Raw genomic sequence first — 23036 nt, 5'->3', positions numbered from 1 at the left:
ATGGCCACTCCATCCAAGCGCGATCTGCGGGAGCTGGATCCGGAGGAGCTAAGAAAGCTCGTCCTGCTCGCCAAGGATCGTCGTCGCAGTGCCGGCAAGCGCGAAAGCTCCGAGATACCGACGGTCTCGCGGGACGGCGTGCTCGCGTTGTCCTTTGCGCAGCAGCGGCTTTGGCTGCTGGCGCAGCTCGACGGTGCGGCCAGCAACTATCACGTCCGTGGCATGCTGCGCCTGTCCGGGGTGCTGGATGTTGCTGCCTGGCGTCGCAGTCTGGATCGCCTGTTCGCGCGCCATGAAGCCCTGCGCAGCATTTTCATTGCGAGGGGTGGAGAACCTCGCGTTGAGCTGCTGCCCGCCGATGCGGGCCTGCCTTTGGTCGAGCATGATCTGCGTGATGCACCGGACCGCGAAGCGGCGTTCGAATGTCTGTGTGCCGAGGAAGTGCAGGCTCCGTTCGATCTGGCTCGCGGGCCATTGATCCGCGGATGTCTCATCCGCATGGCGGAACAGGAATACGTCTTTTTGCTCACTCAACATCACATCGTTTCCGATGGCTGGTCGATGGGAGTGCTGATCCGCGAGCTCTCCGCGCTGTACCGCGCCTTTGTCGCCGGCCAGGAAGATCCGCTGCCGTCGCTTGCGATTCAATATCCCGACTATGCCGCCTGGCAGCGCCAGTGGTTGACCGGAGAACGATTGCAGCGGCAGATCGACTATTGGCGGCAGGTGCCGGCTGGTGCTCCGGCCTTGCTCGAACTGCCGACCGATCGGCTGCGCCCACCGATCCGGTCTCTTTCCGGCGCATCACTGCCGATCGAGATCGATGCTGATCTTGCGATCGGCATCCGGCGGTTAAGCCAACGCCACGGCACGACGACGTTCATGACGATGCTGGCGGCCTGGGCGGCCGTGCTTTCGCGGCTGTCCGGTCAGGGCGATCTCGTGATCGGCACGCCCACGGCCAACCGCGACCGGCGCGAGGTCGAAGGCCTGGTCGGCTTCTTCGTCAACATGCTGGCGCTTCGTCTGGATTTGTCGGGCGAGCCGAGCGTTGCGGAACTCTTGAGCCGCGTGCGCGATGCCGCGCTGGCGGCGCAGGATCATCGCGATCTGCCTTTCGAACAACTCGTCGAGATCATGCAGCCTCCGCGGCGTCTCGATCACACCCCGATTTTCCAGGTCGTGTTCGCCTGGCAGAACAACGATATGGCGGCGTTTGAACTGCCCGGTCTGCAGGTCGAGGTTGCCAGAACCGCGCTCGACCAGGTCAAGTTTGACCTGGAGCTCGACCTCGGCGAAGTCGACGGCCGCATCGTTGGTGCGCTGAACTACGCGACCGCACTGTTCGACGAAATGACGGTGAAGCGTTATCGGGGCTATCTGCTTGCCGTGCTGCGTGCGATGATTGCCGATGCAGACCAGATCGTCGACCGCATCGATCTGCTTCCGGCCGAAGAGCGTGCGCTGCTTCTGGAAACGTGGAATCGGACGGCAACACCGTATCCGTCCGATTGCTGCATCCACGAATTATTCGCCGAGCAGGTCCGCAAGGCGCCGGAAGCGACCGCGTTGGTCCACCATGACCGGCGCGTAGGCTATGGCGAACTCGATGCGAGGGCCAATCAGCTTGCTCATCATCTGATCGGGCTCGGCGCAGGCCCGGATCGGCTGGTCGCGATCTGTCTGGAGCGCGGCGTTGACATGATCGTCGCGCTGCTGGCGGTGCTCAAGTCGGGCAGCGCCTACCTGCCGCTCGATCCGGCCTATCCAGCCGAGCGGCTGCGCCAGGTCCTCGACGACGCAAAGCCGCAACTGTTGATCTGCGATGACGTCGGCCGATCGTCGCTCAGCGACACGACGTGTCACATCATTCACATCGAAGCGAATGCATCGGGCTGGGGCATGCTGCCAACATCCACCCCTGACTCCGATGTTCTTGGTCTGACATCGCGCCATCTCGCCTATGTCATCTATACCTCGGGTTCTACGGGCACGCCCAAGGGCGTGATGGTCGAGCATCGCGGATTGGTGAACCTCGCGCTGGCCCAGATGAAGCTGTTTGGCGTTTCGTCCCGGAGCCGCATCGTTCAGTTTGCGTCATTCAGTTTCGACGCGAGCATCTGGGAAATCATCATGGCCCTGTGCTCGGGGGCCGAATTGCATCTGCTTGGTGCGCGCGAGCAGCGCAGCGTGCCGGAACTCCTGGATTATCTGGCGCGCAACGGCATCACGCATGCGACCCTTCCGCCGGCGCTGCTGCAGGGACGCGCGGATCTGGAACGCCTGGCGTCGTTGCAGGTGATCGTTCTCGCCGGTGAGTTGCCCAGGGCTGAGCTGATCGAAAGCCTGCCCGCGGCGGTCGCCGTCTTCAACGGCTATGGACCGACGGAGGCCACCGTCTGTGCTACGACCTGGCGGCGGCCAGCCGGCTTTGACGGTGGTGTTGTCCCGATCGGCCGTCCGATCGCGAACACGCGAATTTATCTGCTGGACAAAGCCGGCGCGCCGGTGCCGAGAGGTGCGATCGGGGAGATCTGCATCGGCGGCGTCGGTGTCGCGCGCGGCTATCTGAACCGGGCCGATCTGACGGCGGAGCGGTTCGCGGCCGATCCCTTCAGTTCCGATCTGGCGGCGCGGATCTACCGCACCGGAGATCTCGGACGCTACCTTCTCGATGGCAACATCGAATTCCTCGGCCGTAACGATCATCAGGTGAAGATCAGGGGTTTTCGGATCGAGCTCGGCGAAATCGAGTTTCGTCTGAACGAACATCCCGCTGTGGGCGATGCGGTGGTTCTGGCACGTGGCGATCAAGGCGACGCCCCGCGCCTCGTCGCCTATGTGGTGCCGGCTGTGCAGCAGGGCGATAACGGTGAACTCGATTTGACCGCATTTGCGGCGACGATGCGCGACCATCTCGGCGAACGATTGCCTGATTACATGGTGCCGTCAGCCTTCGTGCGCCTCAATGCATTGCCTCTCACGCCGAACGGCAAGGTCGACCGCCAGGCGTTGCCAGCGCCTGACAGCGATGCCTTTGCGCGTCGCGGCTATGCGGCGCCGCAAGGCGAGGTCGAGGAGATCCTTGCGAAGATCTGGTCCGAACTACTGGGGATCGAGCGGATAGGGCGCAACGATCATTTTTTCGAGCTCGGCGGGCATTCGCTGCTTGCTGTCCGACTGCTGGAGCGGCTGCAACGGCATTCGCTCACCACCGATGTGCGCACCCTGTTCGCGCGGCCCGTGCTGTGTGAACTCGCTGCCAGCCTGAATCGCGGCGGCGAGGTCGTCGTTCCCGCCAATCCGATCACGCCGCAGACCACGACGATCACGCCGGAGATGCTGCCGCTGATCGCCTTGAGCCAATCCGAGATCGACAGCTTAGTCGCCAGGGTGTCGGGTGGCGTCGCCAACATCAAGGATATCTACGGCCTGTCGCCATTGCAGGATGGCATCCTGTTCCACCACCTGCTGTCGACCGAAGGCGATCCATATCTGATGGTCGGTCAAATGGCGTTCGCAAGCCGCGACCTGCTCGATCGCTATCTCGCGGCCGTTCAAGAGGTGGTCGATCGTCACGACATCCTTCGCACCTCCATCGAGTGGGAGGGGTTGTCGAGCCCGGCCCAGGTGGTCTGGCGGCAGGCGCCCTTGATCGTCACCGAGATCGAACTCGATGACATTGGTGCTGCGCGCGACCAGTTGGCGTGCCGCTTCGATCCGCGCCAACATCGCATCGATCTTGGCCAGGCGCCATTGCTGCGATTTGTCATCGCACGCGCATCCGGCAGCGAACGTTGGCTGCTGTTGCTGCTGCTGCACCACATGATCGGCGATCATTCGACCTTGGAGGTGGTGCATGGCGAGGTCGAGAAAATCCTTTCCGGGCGCAAGCACGAACTGAGTGCTCCGAATCCGTTCCGCAATCTCGTGGCACAGGCACGAGGGAAGCTCGCTGCAGAGGAGCATCAGCGATTCTTCCGCGACATGCTGTCGGATGTCGATGAGCCGACTGTTCCCTTTGGTTTGAACCAGGTGCATGGCGACGGCAGAGATGTGCGCGAAGCCCGCCGGATGTTGCCGCAAGCGCTGAACGAGCGCCTTCGTGCTCAGGCGCGACGCCTGGGGGTGAGCTTGGCGAGCCTCTGCCATCTCGCCTGGGGCCAGGTGGTCGCGCGGAGCAGCGGGCGAGAGCAGGTCGTGTTCGGGACGGTGCTGTTCGGCCGCATGCATGCCGGCGTCGGTGCCGATCGCGCCATGGGACTGTTCATCAACACCTTGCCGCTGCGGCTCGATCTTGACGGTACGGCTGTCGAGGATGCTGTTCGTCACGCGCATGCCCGGCTGGCCGAGCTGATGACGCACGAACATGCCTCGTTGGCGCTCGCGCAGCGGTGCAGCGGCATCGCGCCGCCGGCGCCCTTGTTCAGCGCGCTCTTGAACTACCGTCACAACAGGATGCCGGCAGACTCGCCGGGGACCAATGAACTCTTGGACGGCGTTGAGTGGCTCGGCGGCGAGGAGCGGACCAACTATCCCCTGATGCTGTCGGTCGAAGACCATGGTCAGGCGCTTGGCTTGACCGCGCAGGTCGTCGAGCCTGTTTCCCCCGAGCGTGTCTGCGCGATGATGCAGCATGCGCTTGATCAATTGGCCACCGCACTGGAACGAGCGCCGCGCACTCCCGTCCGCCAACTCGATATCCTTCCGCCGGAGGAGCGTGAGCTGCTGCTTAGGGCGTGGAATCGGACGCAGATGCGATATCCGTCGGGCCGTTGTTTCCATGAGCTGTTCGAAGAACAGGTCGGCAAGACGCCTGATGCGGCGGCGGTTGTCGTTGGTGACCGGGAGATCAGCTACGGCGAGCTGAACCGCCGGGCCTTTGTGCTGGCGCGACGCCTGCGCGGAGCCGGCGTCGGCGCCGATGTAGTGGTCGGGCTGGCGCTGGAGCGCGGCGTCGAGATGATGGTGGCGCTGCTCGCGGTGCTGAAGGCGGGCGGGGCCTATCTGCCGCTCGATCCGGATTACCCCGAAGGGCGATTGGCGCACATGCTGCGCGACAGCGGCGCAAGGCTGGTGTTGACGCAGGCGTCGCTGCAGCAGCGTTTCGCTCCTGTGCTCGCGGAGACCGGGGCCGAGGCGTGGCTGCTGGAGGGGCTGCATGATGAAGCAGGCGATGATGGGAGCAATCTCACCATCGCGGTGCATCCGGAAAGCCTGGCCTATGTGATCTACACCTCGGGCTCGACCGGATTGCCGAAGGGCGTGATGGTGCGTCACGACGCGGTGACGAACTTCCTGGCGACGATGGCGGAGCGGCCGGGCATGACGGCGCAGGATCGGGTGCTCGGCCTGACCTCGCTGTCGTTCGACATCGCGGTGCTGGAATTGTGGCTGCCGCTAACGCGTGGCGCGTGCGTGGTGCTGGCGGATCGCGCCGCGGCGCATGATCCTGGCAGGCTCAAGGCGATGGTGGCTGCGCAGGACGTGACCATGATCCAGGCGACGCCCTCGACCTGGCGGATGCTGCTCGACCATGACGAGGCATCTGGCCGCTGGCTTCCGCAGGGCTGCCGGGTGCTGTGCGGCGGCGAGGCGCTGACGCCGGATCTGGCGCGGCGGCTGGTGGGGCAGGCCGGCGGAGTCTGGAACCTGTATGGACCGACCGAGACCACGGTGTGGTCGGCCCGTCACCGTCTCGACGCGCAGGATGATCGCCCGGTGTTGGGCGGACCGATCGGCAACACCACGCTCCACATCCTGGACCGCGACCTCAACGTCGCCCCGATCGGGGTCGTCGGCGAGCTCTATATCGGGGGCGTGGGATTGGCCCGCGGCTATTGGCGTCGCGGCGCACTGACGGCGGAGCGGTTCATTCCCGATCCGTTTGGTTCTCCCGGCACAAGACTCTACCGCACCGGCGATCTGGCACGCTGGCGGGCGGACGGGGTGGTGGAATATGTCGGCCGCGCCGACCATCAGGTGAAGATCCGCGGCTTCCGCATCGAACTGGGGGAGATCGAGGCGCGGCTATTGGAGCAGCCCGGCGTGCGCGCGGCGGTGGTGGTGGCGCGCGAGGTCGGCGCCCACCGCCAACTGGTGGGCTATATCAGCGGCGAGGGGACCCTGGATGGTTCGGCGCTGCGGGCAGCGCTGTCATCGCTGCTGCCGGACTACATGGTGCCGTCGCGGATCGTGATACTGGAGCGGCTGCCGCTGACGCCAAATGGCAAGATTGATCGCAAGGCGCTGCCGGCGCCGGACGCCCTCGCAACCGCCACGGCCCGCGTGGCGCCGCGGACGGCGACCGAGGCGGCGCTGGCCGCGATCTGGGCCGAACTGCTGCGCCAGGGCGACATCGGCGTCACCGACAACTTCTTCGAACTCGGCGGAGATTCGCTGATCGCCGTGCAACTCGTCAGCCGGATCAAGCGCGATCTCGGCCATGAATTGCCGCTGCACCGCCTGTTCGAAATGACGACCATCGAAACGATGGCGGCGGCGCTGGCGCCCGAGCTTGTTGCCGACAAGCGGACAGATGACATCGCCGCCATGTTCGACATGCTGAAGGAAGTCGAATTTTCCGATGAGTGATCTTGCCGTAACGCAGAAGGACCAGCTTCGCGACATCTCGAGGCGGCTGATGCGCCTTGATGCCACCAAGCAGCACGCGTTCCTGACGCAGCTTGGGGCAAGGGGCGTCAATCTGTCGATGCTGCCGATCGCGCGTCAGGAACGAAAACGGGCGCCGCTCTCCTTTGCGCAGATACGACTCTGGTTCCTGTGGCGAATGGATCCCGGCAGCGCCGCCTATAACATGCCGGTGACGGTGCGCGTGCGCGGCAAGCTCGATGTCAACGCCATGCAGCAGGCCTTCGACGCACTGGTGGTCCGCCACGGCGCGCTTCGCACGGTATTCCGTCAGGAGGGCGGGGAAGCCGAGCAGATCCTGCTCGAGGCGGACGCTGTCAAGCTGCGGCGCATCATCGTGGATGGCAGCGACCGGGAACAGCAAGCCCGGCGCCTGGCCCGCGAGGAAGCCGCAGCGCCCTTCGATCTCGAGATCGGCCCGCTGCTGCGGGTGGCGTTGCTGGGACTTGGAGAGGAAGACCACATCGTCGTCGTCACGATGCACCATATCGTGGCCGACGGCTGGTCGATGGCGGTGCTGGTCGACGAGTTCTGGCAGCTCTACGGAGCGGCCGTCCGCGGCGAAGCGGCGATACTGCCGGAACCTGAGATTGAATACACCGACTACGCCGCCTGGCAGCGGTTGTGGATGAGCGCCGTCGATGGCGAGCGCCAGGTTCAATATTGGACCCGTCGCCTCAAGGAGCCGGTTGCGCTGCAGCTTCCTGTTGACCGGGCGCGTCCGGCATTGCCCGATCATGCCGGCGCGGCCGTTCGCATCGAGTTCGATCCGATGCTCGCCGATGCCTTGCGCGCGCTTGCACGCCAGCGCCGGACCACGCTGTTCACTGTCCTGCTGGCAGGTTTCAAGCTGCTGCTTTATCGCTACACCGGTCAATCCGATGTCAGCGTCGGAGTACCCGTCGCCAATCGCCACCGGGACGAGACCCGGGGGATGATCGGGCCGTTCGTCAACACACAGGTGCTTCGCACATCGCTCGACAGCCGCGAAACGATTGCGGATTTCATCGCTTCCGTCCACGCCGCCACGATCGAAGCGCAGGAGAATCAGGATCTTCCCTTCGAGCGCCTTTTGGATATCCTGCAGCCGCAGCGGAGCCTGAGCCAGAATCCGCTCTTCCAGGTTCTTTACAATCATCAGCGCCGCCGGGGTTCGATCAATCCGCCCGATCGAACTGGCCTGCGAATCGAAAAAATCGACCCCGAGGTCGATACGGTCAAGTTTGATCTGGCGCTCGACAGCGAAGAGACGTCTTCAGGAGAGATCAGCGCCGTCTTCTCCTATGCGACGGCGCTGTTCGAGCGGGCGACGATTGAACGCCTTTCGGCACATTGGCTCACGATCCTCAAAGCCATGGCCGTTGATCCGATGCAGCCGATCGCCGGCATCACGCTGCTCTCGCCGCAGGAACGGGCCGAGCTTTGCCGCTGGAATAATAACGCGTCCGCCCGAACGCCCGTGTCGTTCACGCCTGTACACCAGACGGTTGCCCGCATTGCGGAGCAAGCGCCGAATGCGCCGGCGCTCGTGTTTGCGGAAACTGTCATCTCCTACGCCGAACTCAATCGCAATGCCAACCGTCTGGCGCATCGCCTGATCCGCCTTGGCATCGGTCCGGATGAAGTGGTTGGCATCGCCGCGCGGCGCTCGCCGTCGCTTGTGGCGGCCCTGCTGGGTATCTTGAAGGCCGGCGCCGCCTATCTGCCGCTTGATCCCGATCATCCGGCCGCGCGGCTGGCCGGCACGATGCACGATGCCGGCCTGCACTTTGTGTTGGCCGATGCCGTCGGTTTGACGCGGTCACCGGAGTCGACCGGGATTGCGATGATCGATCTTGAGGCGATCGATCTTGACCAGGAGCCGGAAAGCGATCCTGCGATCGCGGTGAATCCGCAAAGCCTGGCTTATGTGATCTACACATCCGGCTCGACCGGAATACCGAAAGGCGTTGCCGTTGCGCACGGTCCCTTCGCGATGCATTGCGAGGCGACCACCGAACTCTACGAGATGGATCGGAACTCGCGCGAACTGCATTTTCTGTCGTTCACGTTCGACGGCGCGCATGAGCGGCTTTGGACCGCGCTGACCTGCGGCGCCGCGCTCGTTATGCGGGATGAGGATCTGTGGTCTGCCGAGCAGACGCTCGACGTCTTGCGCCAGCAGCGCGTGACCAATGCTGGGTTTCCGCCTGCCTATCTGCAGCAGCTCGCGGATTTCGCGGCGTGGCGCGGCGATCCACCGCCGGTCGCACTCTATTCGTTTGGCGGCGAGGCGATGCCGAAGGCCGGCTTCGACAAGGTCAAGCGTGCGCTGAGGCCACGCAAGCTGATCAACGGCTATGGTCCGACGGAAACGGTGGTCACGCCGCTGGTCTGGAAGGTCGACGCCGACGCTGAGATCGAGGGGGCCTACGCACCGATCGGACGTCCGGTCGGGGATCGCTCCGCCTTTATCCTCGACGGCGATCTGAACATCGTACCCGTCGGCGTGACAGGCGAGCTGTTCATCGGCGGCGAGGGATTGGCACGGGGCTATTGGCGGCGCCGTGCGCAATCGGCGGAACGGTTCATCCCCGATCCGTTTGGCGAACCCGGCGCGCGGCTGTACCGCACCGGCGATCTTGCGCGCTGGCGCGCAGATGGCGTGATCGAATATCTCGGCCGGTCGGATCATCAGGTGAAGATTCGCGGCTTCCGGATCGAACCGGGTGAAATCGAGGCACGGCTGATACGCCAGCGGGGCGTACGGTCGGCGGTGGTGGTCGCGCGTGAAGCAGGGGCGGGCCGCCAACTGGTCGGCTATGTCTGCGGCACGGGCAAGTTCGACGAGGCGACGCTACGCGCCGCGCTCGCGGAGGAACTGCCGGACTACATGGTGCCGGCGCGGATCGTGACGCTCGAGCGATTGCCGCTCACCGCGCATGGCAAAGTGGACCGCGAAGCCTTGCCGGCACCCGACCTGCCTGCCGTCCCGGGGGAACATGTCGCACCACGAACCCCGACCGAGATCGCGCTTGCCGCGATCTGGGCCGAACTCCTTGGTCAGCCCGCCATTGGGGTCACGGACAACTTCTTCGAGCTCGGCGGCGATTCGATCATCTCGCTGCAGTTGGTCGGTCGTGCGCGTCAGGCAGGTTTGTTGATCGAGCCGCGCGACGTTTTCCGCCATCAGACGCTGCAGGAGCTGGCGCTCGCGGCACGCACCGACCATCCGGCGGAAGAGGCGGCGTTCGAGCAGGATCTCACCGGCGGCGAACATTCACTGCTGCCGATCCAGGCGCGATTCTTCGGCGAAGACGCCGGCGAACGCCATCACTGGAATCAGGCGGTGCTGCTGGTGCCGCGATCGCGCCTGGACTGGGATGTGTTGCGGCAGGCGGTCGCGGCCGTGGTTGCGCATCATGACGCGCTGCGGCTGCGATTCGAAGAGATCGATGGTGCCTGGCGGGCGGAGTATGGCGCTGCGCCCGCGCTCTCCGACCTGCTATGGATTCGCAGCGGCATACGCGATGCGGCGGAGGTGACGGCGTTGGCTTCGATGGCGCAGGCCAGCCTGTCATTGCAGGGCCCGCTGCTGCGCCTGGTCGGGATGGATCTCACCGATGGCAGCCAGCGGCTGCTCGTGGTGGTGCATCACCTTGTGATCGACGGAGTATCGTGGCGGGTTCTGCTGGAAGACATCGCCGCGGTCTACGGCCAATTGACGCAGGGCGCGGCGTCGATCGCGATGCCGCCAAAGAGCCAGTCCTATGCCTCATGGGGCACGCGGCTGCAGGCTTATGCCGTTATTCCCATGCTGGCCGCGGAGCTGCCCTATTGGCTCGAACGGAAACCGGATGCCGAGTTGCCCTGTGACGATGATCACGGCGACATCGATCGGGTGTCTGAAGGTGAAGAGATTGTGCTGGCGTTCGATGCGGCAACGACAGCTCGGCTACTTAAGGACGCACCTTCGGCCTATCGGACCCAGGTCAACGATCTGCTGTTGGCGGCACTGGCGCGGGCGGTATGGCGCTGGAGCGGAATCGACGCAGTCCTCGTCGAGCTCGAGGGCCATGGCCGCGAGGACATCTTCGCGGGCGCCGACATCTCGCGCACGGTGGGTTGGTTCACGACCGCCTTTCCGGTGCATCTGAAGGGCGGCGCGAAAGACGACGTCACGCTGATCAAGACCATCAAGGAAGAATCGCGCACGATTCCGGCCCGCGGACTGGGTTACGGCGTGCTGCGCTATCTCGGCACCGACGAGCAGCGCAGCGCGCTGGCCGCGATCGCGGAGCCGCGGATCGTCTTCAATTATCTCGGCCAATTCGATTCCAGCATTGGCGAGGGCGCACCGTTCACGGTCGCGTCCGAAAGCGCTGGTCCAGCACGCAGCGCGAGCGCGCCGCTTGGCCGCTGGCTGAGTATCAACGGCCAGGTATCGGAAGGTCGGTTGCGCTTGTCGTTTGGATTCGGGCGCAGGCGGTACCGGCGCGCGACGGTCGAACGCCTCGCCGAGCATTATGGGGCAGCGCTGCGGGAGCTCGTCGCGCACTGCACCAGCGGCGCTTGCGGCATCACGCCGTCGGACGTCGCAATGTCGGGATTGAGTCAGCCCGATCTCGATCTGTTGGGAGCAACGCGCGACTGGCGCGAGATCGAGGACATCTATCCGCTGTCGCCGATGCAGCAGGGCATGCTGTTCCACGCGCTGCGCGACGGGGAAAGCGGGCTCTATATCAGCCAGGTCGCGGCGGACATCGGCGGTCTGGACCCGCGCAGGCTGCGCGCGGCGTGGCAGGCGGTCAGCGCCCGCCATGCGGTGCTGCGCACCGGCTTCGTCTGGCGCGAGCTGTCGGGCGCGGCGCAGCAGGTGGTCTATCGTCACGTGACGGTGCCGTTCGTGGAAGAAGATTGGCGCGACCGCGCCGCGCGGATGGGCCGCGCCGAGCTGGATGCCGCCTTGGCGGAAGCGTCGCGCGCCGAACGCTTCCAGGGCTTCGACCTGTCGCGACCGCCATTGCAGCGGGTGCGATTGATCACGCTCGGCGAGGATCGCTACCGGCTGATCTGGACCCATCACCACATTCTCCTGGACGGCTGGAGCTCCGCGCGCCTCATTGCCGAGATCCTGCAGCACGAGCGTGGCAAGCCTTTGCCGGTCGTGCAGGGACGTTACCGCGATTATATCGGCTGGCTGCAAGGCCGGCATCACGACGGGGCGGCGAAGTTCTGGTCCGCGACGTTGGCCGAACTGGACGAGCCGAGCTTTCTCGCGGATGCCCTGGGTGGACCTTCCGATCCACAAGCATCCGGCCACGGCTCGCTCGACCTGGTGCTCGATCCGGAGCTGACGGCGAAACTGCAGACATTTTGCAAACGCGAACGGGTGACGCTGAACACGCTGCTGCAGGGAGCGTGGGCGCAGCTCTTGCGTCAGTATACCGGCCGGCGCACCGTATGCTTCGGAGCGACGATATCCGGCAGGCCTGCGGAGATCGTCGGCTCCGAGGAAATGGTCGGCCTGTTCATCAACACGCTTCCGGTCGTCGATCAGGCTCGGTCGCAAACCGATGTTGCTACCTGGCTTCGCGGCCTGCAGCAGCGCAACGTCGATTTGCGGGAGCACGGCTGGATGCCGCTCTACGAGATCCAGCGCCTCGCGGGGCGCTCGGGCCGGCCGCTGTTCGACAGCATCCTGGTGTTCGAGAACTATCCGATCGATCAGGCGTTGCGCGGGCAGAATGACAACGGTCCGCCCATGGGACGTGCCGAACAGATATCGATCACGAACTATGCCTTGACGGTGGCGGTGTTCACGAAGACCGACGGCATCAATCTCGGCCTTCGTTATGACCGCAGCCGCTTCGACGAGCGGCAGGTGATACGTCTGCAGGAAAGTCTGGCACGCCTGCTTGCCGGAATCGCGCGCGGTGCGGATCGTTCGCTCGGCGAACTCAACGGCCTCGGCAAGGAGGAAGCACAGCGGATATTGGGCTGGAATGGCGAAGCCGCGAGCGCGCCAAGGGCTTTCAATGGCGGCATCGTGGCCCAGATCGAGGCGCGCGCCGCCGGTTCGCCGTCCTCGACTGCTCTGGTGTTTGGCGAAGAGCGGATCAGTTACGGCGAGTTGAATGCGCGGGCCAATCGTCTGGCCCGGCGGCTTCGCGACGGTGGCGTTGCGCGGGACACGGTGGTCGGGCTTGCCCTGGAACGCCGCGTTGACCTGATCGTTGCGGTGCTGGCGGTGTTGAAAGCGGGCGGGGCGTATCTGCCGCTTGATCCGGACTATCCGCCTGAGCGGCTTCTTCTGATGTCGCGCGACAGCGGAACAAAGCTGGTGCTGACGCAAGGCCGGTTGCTCGAAGCCCTCGCGCCTGTATTCGCGAAAGCAGCCGCCGAGGTTTGGACGGTCGAAACAGGCGATGAAGCAGGCTCTGATGATGTCGACCGCGATCTCGGCATCGCGCTTCACCCCGAGAACCTGGCCTATGTGATCTACACTTCGGGATCGACGGGAGTGCCCAAGGGCGTGGCCTGTTCGCACGGTGCGCTTGCCGCACGGCTCGGCTGGATGCAGGCCGAATACGGCCTCGATCCCGGCGAGACCTTGTTGCAGAAGACGCCATTCATGTTCGACGTCTCCGTCTGGGAGATCCTGTGGCCGCTCGCCACTGGCGCCCGTCTTGCCATTGCGCCGCCGGCTGCGCATCGCGAGCCGCGGCTCCTGATCGACGCGATCATTGCCCACGACGTGACGACGCTGCATTTCGTTCCGCAGATGCTGGAGCATTTCGTCGCCGAGCCCGAGGCGAAACGCTGCGCGACGCTCAAGCGCCTGTTTGCCGGTGGCGAGGCGCTATCGGCGGAGTTGAAGGCGCGCGTGCTGGCGGCTTTCCCAAACGTTCGCTTCGACAACCGTTATGGTCCGACCGAAGCTCTTATCAACGCCACGTTCTGGAATTGTCGAAACGATGGCGCGGCGCGAGTGCCGATCGGGCAGCCGATTCCAGGAACGGTGATCAGGATTCTCGACTGCGATTTGAATCTGGCGCCCGAAGGCGTGACCGGCGAACTCTATATCGGCGGTGCCGGCCTGGCGCGCGGCTATTGGCGCCGCAGCGCACTGACGGCGGAGCGCTTCATCCCCGATCCGTTTGGTCCGGCCGGCGCGCGACTCTATCGCTCCGGGGACCTGGCGCGGTGGCGGGCGGACGGCTTGATCGAATACGTGGGCCGCGCCGATCACCAGGTGAAGATCCGCGGCTTCCGCATTGAACTCGGGGAGATTGAGGCGCGACTGCTCGCGCAGCCCGACGTGCGTTCGGCGGTGGTGGTGGCGCGCGAGATCGGCGCCAACCGCCAACTGGTGGGCTATGTCAGCGGCGAGGATACGCTGGAAAGCTCAACGCTGCGATCGGCGCTGTCGTCGGTGCTGCCGGACTATATGGTGCCGTCGCGGATCGTCGTGCTGGAGCGGCTGCCGCTGATGCCGAACGGCAAGATCGACCGCAAGGCATTGCCGGTGCCGGAAGCGCTTGCGGTCCCATTGGACCATGTGGCGCCGCGGACGCCGACAGAGGCGGCGCTGGCCGCGATCTGGGCCGAACTGCTCCATCAGTCAACGATCGGTGTCACCGACAATTTCTTCGAACTGGGCGGCGACTCGATCATCTCGCTGCAGATGGTGAGCCGGGCCCGTCGCCAGGGCTTGTTGATCGAGCCGCGCGACGTTTTCCAGCATCAGACGCTCGAATCCCTGGCGCGCGTGGCGCGCACGGAGCAGCGGACCGAAACTCCGGCTGATCAGGGGCCCATCTCCGGTCGGCATCTCCCGTTGCCGATCCAGGTACGTTTCTTCGCGCAAGACATCGCCGAGCGCGATCACTGGAATCAGGCCGTGCTGCTCTGCCCGCAACACCGGCTCGATTGGCAGATCATGGCGCGCGCGTTTGCGGCCGTGGTCGATCATCACGATGCGTTGCGTCTCCGCTTCGCAGAGGTTGATGGGACGTGGCACGCCGAGCATGGCGCAGCGCCGGAAGCATCGGAATTGTTCCGGGTTTGCAGTGCGACTGACGGCGAAGCCGTGACGGCGCTGGCCTCATCGGCGCAAGCGAGCCTGTCGCTGTCCAGAGGACCGTTGCTGCGCGCGGTCGGAATCGATCTGGCAGATGGCAGTCAGCGGCTATTGATCGTAATCCATCATCTCGTCGTCGATGGCGTATCTTGGCGTGTACTGCTGGAAGACGTCGCGTCCGCCTATGACCAGTTGGCGCAAGGTGCGGTGATCGCTGCTCTTCCACCCAAGAGCCACCCCTATGCCTTGTGGGGCGAACGCCTGCACGCTTACGCCGCATCTTCGGAACTGGCTGCGGAATTGCCTTATTGGCTCGAGCGCGATGCTGGCGCCGGCCTGCCATGCGATCACGATCATGGTGGCGTCGACGTGGTGGCCGACGGCGATGAAATCTCGCTGTCGCTCGATGTCGAACTGACAAGTCGCCTGTTGAGGGATGCTCCTTCGGCCTATCGCACCCAGGCAAACGATCTCCTGCTTGCGGCGCTCACGCGTGCGCTGTGGCAGTGGAGCGGCCGTGAGGAGATTTTGATCGAGCTTGAAGGCCACGGCCGCGAGGATCTGTTTGGCGATCTCGACATCTCTCGCACGGTCGGCTGGTTCACGACAGCGTTTCCCGTGAAGCTGACTGGCGGCGCGCGCGATGCCGCGTCCCTGATCAAGACGGTGAAGGAAGAGCTTCGCGCCATCCCCGGCCGCGGGCTGGGTTATGGCGTGTTGCGTTATCTCGGCTCTGAACAGCAGCGCACGATGCTGTCGGCGATGGCCGAGCCAAGGATCGTGTTCAATTATCTCGGCCAGGTCGATGGCGGCACCGGAGAGGCCGCGTCGTTCACCATGGCGCCGGAAAGCGCAGGTTCTTCGCGCAGCGCCTCGAGCCCGCTGCGGCGCTGGCTCAGCGTCAACGGCCTGGTGCAGGAAGGCCAATTGCGGCTGTCGTTCGGCTTCGGTCGCCGGCGTTATCGGCGCGAGACCGTCGAGCGGCTGGCCGGCTTCTATGAGACAGCCCTGCGCGAACTGATCGATCATTGCACCAGCGGTGTCTCTGGGCTGACACCTTCGGACGTGGCGCTGTCCGACCTGAGCCAGGCCGATCTCGACGCGCTCGCACTGGATTGGCGAGAGGTCGAGGACATCTACCCGCTGTCGCCGATGCAGCAGGGCATGCTGTTCCATGCGGTGCACGACGATGAGCGCGGGCTTTACGTGAATCAGGTCGCGGCCGAAGTCCGTGACCTTGATGCCGGCAGGCTCCGCGCGGCGTGGCAGGCGGTCAGTGACCGGCACGCGGTGCTGCGAACCGGATTTGTCTGGCGCGAGCTATCCGGTTTGGCGCAGCAGGTCGTCTGTCGCCATGCCGATGTGCCGTTCGTCGAAGACGACTGGCGTATGCGCGTCGCTGAACTTGGCGAGCCCGAACTGGAGGCCGCGCTGAGGGAGCTGTCACGGCGCGAACGTGCTGAGGGCTTCGACCTGTCCCGGCCACCGCTGCAGCGGGTGCGGCTGGTCAGGCTTGCGGACGATCGTCACTGGCTGATCTGGACCCATCATCATATCCTCCTGGACGGATGGAGCTCGGCGCGGTTCATCGCGGAGGTGATGCGTCACGATGGTGATGGCCTGTTACCCGCACTGCCGATTCGCTATCGCGACTATATCGAATGGCTGCAGAGGCAGGACCGTGACGCGGCGGCGTCGTTCTGGCGCAATGCGCTGGCGTCGCTGGATGAGCCGAGCTTCCTGGCGACGGCACCGGCAGAACGCGTCGATGGTGACGCGTCCGGTCACCGCGCGCTGGCGCTGGATCTGGAATTGACGGCGCGGCTGCAGGAGTTTGCGTCGCGTGAGCGCGTGACACTGAACACCCTGGTGCAGGCAGCATGGGCGCAATTGCTGCGCCAGCATAGCGGGCAGAGCACTGTATGCTTCGGCGTCACCGTTTCGGGCCGGCCTGCCGAACTCGCGGGCTCCGAAGAGATGGTCGGCCTGTTCATCAACACGTTGCCGGTCGTTGACAGCGTCAATCCGCAGCAGAAGGTCGGCGCATGGTTGCGCGACTTGCAGGACCGCAATCTGGCCCTGCGGGAATATGACTGGACGCCGCTGTATGAAATCCAGCGTCTGGCCGGACGTCCTGGCCGGCCGCTGTTCGACAGCATCCTGGTGTTCGAGAATTATCCGGTCGACCAGGCGCTGAAGGAGAAAGGGCAGCGCGTCAGTGTCGGCAGGACCAGCATCGTCGAAACCAGCAACTATCCGCTGTTCGCGAGTGTCGGTCTCGATGATCGGCTGCGGCTGGTGTTCAATTTCCAGCGCAAATATTTCGACGAGGCGCAGATCGACAAGTTGCAGGCCGCGTTCGTGCGGCTGCTCGACGCGCTGAGCGCTGACGCGGACAGAGCCGTCGGCTCGATCACGACGAGTGATCCGGCCGAGATTGCCTTGCTCTTACAGGCCAATGATACGAGCCACGACAAGCCGCGTTTGGGGATCATCGCACAATTCGAGGCACAAGCGAAGGCAGCGCCCGATGCGATTGCGGTTGTCGTTGACGACCGGGAGATCAGCTACGGCGAGTTGAACCGCCGGGCGAATGTGCTGGCTCATCGGCTGCGCAGGGGTGGCGTCGGCGCCGATGTGGTGGTCGGGCTGGCGCTGGAGCGCGGCATCGAGATGATGGTGGCGCTGCTCGCGGTGTTGAAGGCGGGCGGGGCCTATCTGCCGCTCGATCCGGATTACCCCGAAGGGCGATTGGCGCATATGCTGCGCGACAGCGGCGCGAGGCTGGTGTTGACGCAGGAGGCGCTGCAGCAGCGTTTCGCTCCTGTGCTCGCGGAGACCGGGGCCGAGGCCTGGCTGCTGGACGGGCATGATGAAGCAGGTGGCGACGCCGGCAATCTCGACGTTGCGGTGCATCCGGAAAGCCTGGCCTATGTGATCTACACTTCGGGCTCGACCGGCCTGCCGAAGGGCGTGATGGTGCGTCACGACGCGGTGACAAACTTCCTGGCAACAATGGCGGAGCAGCCGGGCCTGACGGCGCAGGACCGGGTGCTCGGCCTGACCTCGCTGTCGTTCGACATTGCGGTACTGGAATTGTGGCTGCCGCTGACGCGTGGCGCGTGCGTGGTGCTGGCGAATCGCGCGGCGGCGCATGACCCGGCCCGGCTCAAGGCGCTGGTGAGTACGCAGGGCGTAACGGTGATGCAGGCGACGCCCTCGACCTGGCGGATGCTGCTCGACCATGACGAGGCATCTGGCCGATGGCTTCCGCAGGGCTGCCGGGTGCTGTGCGGCGGCGAGGCGCTGGCGCCGGATCTGGCGCGGCGGCTGGTGGGGCAGGCCGTTGAGGTCTGGAACCTGTATGGACCGACCGAGACCACGGTGTGGTCGGCGCGTCACCGGCTCGACGCCCAGGATGATCGCCCGGTGTTGGGCGGGCCGATCGGCAACACCACGCTCTACGTCCTGGACCGCGACCTCAACGTCGCCCCGATCGGCGTTGTCGGCGAGCTCTATATTGGTGGCGCCGGCCTGGCCCGCGGCTATTGGCGTCGCGGCGCGCTGACGGCGGAGCGGTTCATTCCCGATCCGTTTGGTCCTCCCGGCACAAGACTCTATCGCACCGGCGATCTGGCACGCTGGCGGGCCGACGGCCTGATCGAATATGTCGGCCGCGCCGACCATCAGGTGAAGATCCGCGGCTTCCGGATCGAACTCGGGGAGATCGAGGTGCGATTGGTGGCACAGCCCGGCGTGCGCGCGGCGGTGGTGGTGGCGCGCGAGATCGGCGCCCATCGCCAACTGGTGGGCTATGTCGTCAGCGAGGGTACCCTGGACGGCGCGGCGCTGCGGGCAGCGCTGTCATCGCTGCTGCCGGATTACATGGTGCCGTCGCGGATCGTGGCGCTGGAGCAATTGCCGCTGACGCCGAACGGCAAGGTCGACCGTAAGGCGCTGCCGGCGCCGGACGCCCTCGCAACCGCCACGGCCCGCGTGGCGCCGCGGACGGCGACCGAGGCGGCGCTGGCCACGATCTGGGCCGAACTGCTGCGCCAGGGCGACATCGGCGTCACCGACAACTTCTTCGAACTCGGCGGGGACTCGATCATTTCGCTGCAGATGGTGAGCCGCGCGCGCCGCCAGGGCCTGTTGATCGAGCCGCGCGATATCTTCCGGCATCAGACGATCGAAACCCTTGCGACGGTGTCCCGCGAAGTGCGGCACGAGGAGCAAGCGCCAGCCTCGGCACTCGGCTCCCTCTCAGGCCTGACCAGCGAACAGCTTGAACGGCTCGGCCTCGACTGGAGCAACATCGAAGACATCTATCCACTCGCGCCGATGCAGCAGGGCATGCTGTTCCACAGCCTGCGCGATGCCGGCAGCGGCGTTTACGTCAATCAGGTCAGCGTCGAAATTCGCGGGCTCGATGCCGGTCGCCTGCGGAGCGCATGGCGCGAGGTGACCGCGCGTCATCCGATGCTTCGCACCGGCTTTCTCTGGCGCGAGTTGTCCGGCTCGCCGCTGCAGGCCGTCTATCGCGAGGCGGTTGCCCCGTTCGAGGAAGAGGATTGGCGCGGGCAGGCCATCAGCGAGGAGCGCATCGCAGCAGCCCTTGCCACCGAGCGTGCCGCGGAATTCGATCTCTCGACGCCACCACTGCAGCGCGTGCGGCTGCTCCGTCTCGAGGACAATCTCTATCGCCTGATCTGGACCTATCATCACATCCTGATGGACGGATGGAGTTCGGCGAGGTTTGTCGCCGAAGTTCTGCAACATTACTACGACGGGACATCGACAGCGAACCCGACGCGTTACCGCGACTATATCGCCTGGCTGCTGGCACAGGATGCGCAGGCCGCCGAACGTTTCTGGCGCGGACAGTTGAAGGCCTTCGCCGAGCCGACCCAGCTTTCCGACGCCTTCGGTTCGCGCCGCCATCAGGCGTCCGGCCACGAGCGCTGCTATACGCGGCTTGGTGAGGAAGCGACCGCGACGTTGAAAGCGTTCGCACGCCGCGAACGGATCACGCTGAACACCCTCATTCAAGGCGTCTGGGCGCTGTTGCTGCAACGTTATACCGGCCAGCAGACAGTCACCTTCGGCGTCACCGTGGCTGGCCGCCCGGCAAGCCTCGATGGGTCGGATCAGATGCTCGGCCTCTTCATCAATACGCTGCCGGTGATCGAAACGCCGTGGCCGACGAGCAAGGTTGGCGACTGGCTGCGCACGCTTCAGGATCGCAATCTGGCAATCCGCGATTACGAGCATACGCCGCTCTACGATATCCAGGGCTGGGCCGGCCGCGCCGGGCAGTCGATGTTCGACAGCATCATCGTGTTCGAGAACTATCCGATCGAGCGTGGCATGCAGCGCGGCGACGGCTCGCTGCAGTTCGGCGGCCTGAACAATGTCGACGTGACGAATTATCCGATGGACCTTTCGATCCTGGTCGAGGAGACGCTTCAGGTCGAATACACCTACATGCCGAGCCATTTCACCGCTGCGCAGGCGGAGCAGATCAGCACACAGTTCGAGCATCTGCTTACGGCGCTGACGCGGGACGCAACCGCAACGCTCGGCGGCATCGATCCGGTTACGGCATGCGACACGGCCTTTGCCGACAACTGCAACGGCCATGCAAAGCCGGCCGTCGCCCTGCCGTTCGTGCATGAGGCGATCAGCGCCTGGGCGGGACTTCACCCCGAACGAACCGCCGTGATCATCGGCGGCAAGGAGCTCTCCTATTCCGCGCTCGATCGCAGGGCCAATCGTCTCGCCCATCACCTGATCGCGCGCGGGCTTCGGGTCGAACAGCGCGTCGGCGTGATGGTCGAGCGCTCCGATACGACCATGGTGGCGTTGCTCGCGGTGTTGAGGGCAGGCGGCGCCTATGTTCCGCTGGATCCCGAGTATCCGGCTGACCGGCTGTCCTACATCATGCGTGATGCTGGCATCGCGTTTCTGCTGACGGGACAGTCCGACGTCGCGGGCCTGGCGGGTGTGGATCGGGTCGAGCAGATCAAGCTTTCCGCCTTCGACTTTGACGCCGGGCCGGATCATGTGCCGCAACCTGGCCTGCACCCGGAGAACCTCGCTTATCTCATCTACACCTCCGGTTCGACCGGCAAGCCAAAGGGCGTGGCGGTCGCCCATGGTCCGCTTGCCATGCACTGCCACGCGACCGGCGCACTTTACGAAATCGACGCGAACTCCTGCGAGTTGCATTTCCTGTCGCTGGCCTTTGATGGCGCGCACGAGCGTTGGCTGACGGTGCTGTCGCATGGCGCACGGCTCTTGATGCGCGACGCCGAATTGTGGACGCCGGAGCAGACCGTCGATGCCTTGCACGCCTATCGCGCAAGCCACATCGGCTTGCCGCCGGCGTATCTGCAGCAAGTTGCTGACTGGGTCGAGCAGGCCGGCAATCCGCCTCCGGTCAAGCTGTATTCCTTCGGCGGCGAGGCGATGCCGAAGGCAGGATTCGACAAGGTGAAGCGGGTGCTGAAGCCGCGCATCCTGATCAACGGCTATGGCCCGACCGAGACCGTGGTCACGCCGCTGGTCTGGAAGGTCGATGGCAGCGCCGAATGCGCGACGCCTTACGCGCCGATCGGCGTGCCCGTTGGCGACCGTCGCGCCTACATTCTCGATCACGCGCTCAATATCATTCCCGCCGGCGTCGTCGGCGAACTCTATCTTGGCGGCTCCGGGCTTGCGCGGGGCTATCACGGCAAGGCCGGCATGACCGCCGAGCGCTTTGTGCCCGATCCGTTTGCGGCGGTGCCGGGCGCCCGGCTGTACCGGACCGGCGATCTGGCACGCTGGCGCGAGGACGGCACGATCGAATATCTTGGCCGCAGCGACGACCAGGTCAAGATCAACGGCTTCCGGATCGAGCTCGGCGAGATCCAGACCGCACTGCTGCGCCATGCGGAGGTCGATCAGGCCGCGGTCGTGGCATTGGCGGGCGCGTCCGGAAGCCAGCTTGTCGCCTATGTCGCGCCTAAGACGACGAAGCATGCATCCGGCGAGACAGCCGAGTGCATGGCCGAGCGACTGATTGGATTCATGAAGCAGAGCTTGCCGGCCTATATGGTGCCGTCGCGGATCGTCATGCTGGATCGTCTGCCGGTGCTGCCGAGCGGCAAGATCGACCGCCAGGCGCTGCCGGCGCCGGACGCGCCGACACGGACCTTCGTGGCCCCGCAGAGCGCGGCCGAAATCGCGATGGCGCGCCTCTGGTCCGAAATACTCAAGCTGCCGCAGGTCGGTGTCACCGACAATTTCTTCGAACTCGGCGGCAATTCGATCCTCAGCCTGAAGGTGGTCGCGAAGGTTCGGCAGGACAAGAACTTCGGCATCGAGATCAAGCTTCGCGATATCCTGCAGAAGCCGACGATCCGCGAATTGTTGGCCAATGGCGCTGCCACCGCGGAGCGGTCGGCGCCATCGGCTCTGTTGCCCCTCAACGCGCCGGTTGCTGGCGCACGGCCGGTGTTCTGTCTGCATGGCGGGTTCGGGACTGTCTTCGACTATGAACCGTTGGCGCGCCGCGTTGAAGGTCGCCGTCAATTGGTCGGGCTGCAATCCCGGATGCTCGTCGATCCATCCTGGAGCGATCGTTCACTTGAGGCGATGGCGGTGGACTATGCGGGTGAGATCATGCGCGTACAGCCGCGTGGTCCATACAGCCTGGTCGGCTGGTCGCTCGGCGGACTGGTTGGCAGCCTTGTCGCGGCCGAACTCGAGCGGCGCGGCGAACACGTCGATTGTCTGGCCATGGTGGACAGCTTCGTGCCGCGGAAGCATGGTCTGGCGGAGCGGACGGAAGTTGATAACCATTGGACCGATGAGCTGGCCGGCTTGCTGACGGCGGTCGTCCCGGCGGTGTCGGTTGCTCGCGTTCAGTCGCACGCGGGATCGACGAAGTCCGCGGGCGTGCCGGAGACGCCGGCAACCGTTCGGCGGTTCGTCGCGGAAGTATTGGATAAAGTCGCACCACAGGCCTCGGGAGACGTCTCTCTCGGGATCGATGACATCTCCAGCGCTTTCTCCGTCGGGCGACACTTGAAGAATCTCGCGCAGGAATCGTCCTTGCCGGCGCGTTTGGCGGTCGCACCGCGATGCTGGTGGACGTCGACCCGCCTGCTACAGCGCAACTGGCTGGAGGACAGGCTGCCGAACGCCATCGACAGCGGCGTTGTCGGCGACAATCACTTCGCCATCCTCAAGGATACAGATTTCCTCGACGTGATCTGCGAGCTGCTCGATCCGAAGCCGGAAGCGGCGGTTTCCCGGATCGCGGAACCGGCGGATTGAC

The 23036-nt window shown here is 65.0% G+C and carries 2 protein-coding genes; both read left to right on the top strand.

Translation table 11 applies throughout. The features are described from left to right. A complete protein-coding gene (locus ACVJGD_RS19970) occupies nt 1-6594 on the top strand; it encodes an amino acid adenylation domain-containing protein (RefSeq protein WP_456635949.1) in 6594 nt (2197 codons plus the stop codon). After that, the gene (locus ACVJGD_RS19965) at nt 6587-23035 is read left to right on the top strand and encodes a non-ribosomal peptide synthase/polyketide synthase (protein ID WP_456635948.1); all 16449 of its coding nucleotides are present in this window, start codon (nt 6587-6589) and stop codon (nt 23033-23035) included. Before ACVJGD_RS19970 ends, ACVJGD_RS19965 begins: the two co-directional genes overlap by 8 nt. The last annotated feature ends 1 nt before the right edge of the window (nt 23036 follow it).

Source organism: Bradyrhizobium sp. USDA 10063 (genome assembly GCF_054063735.1).
The sequence above is the reverse complement of the archived record's forward strand: the minus strand, read 5'-3'. Positions and strand labels throughout refer to the sequence as shown.

Bases quoted from the DNA above. Each gene is read 5' to 3' on its own strand.
- ACVJGD_RS19970 (WP_456635949.1), top strand. From the start codon at position 1: ATGGCCACTCCATCCAAGCGCGATCTGCGGGAGCTGGATCCGGAGGAG.
- ACVJGD_RS19965 (WP_456635948.1), top strand. From the start codon at position 6,587: ATGAGTGATCTTGCCGTAACGCAGAAGGACCAGCTTCGCGACATCTCG.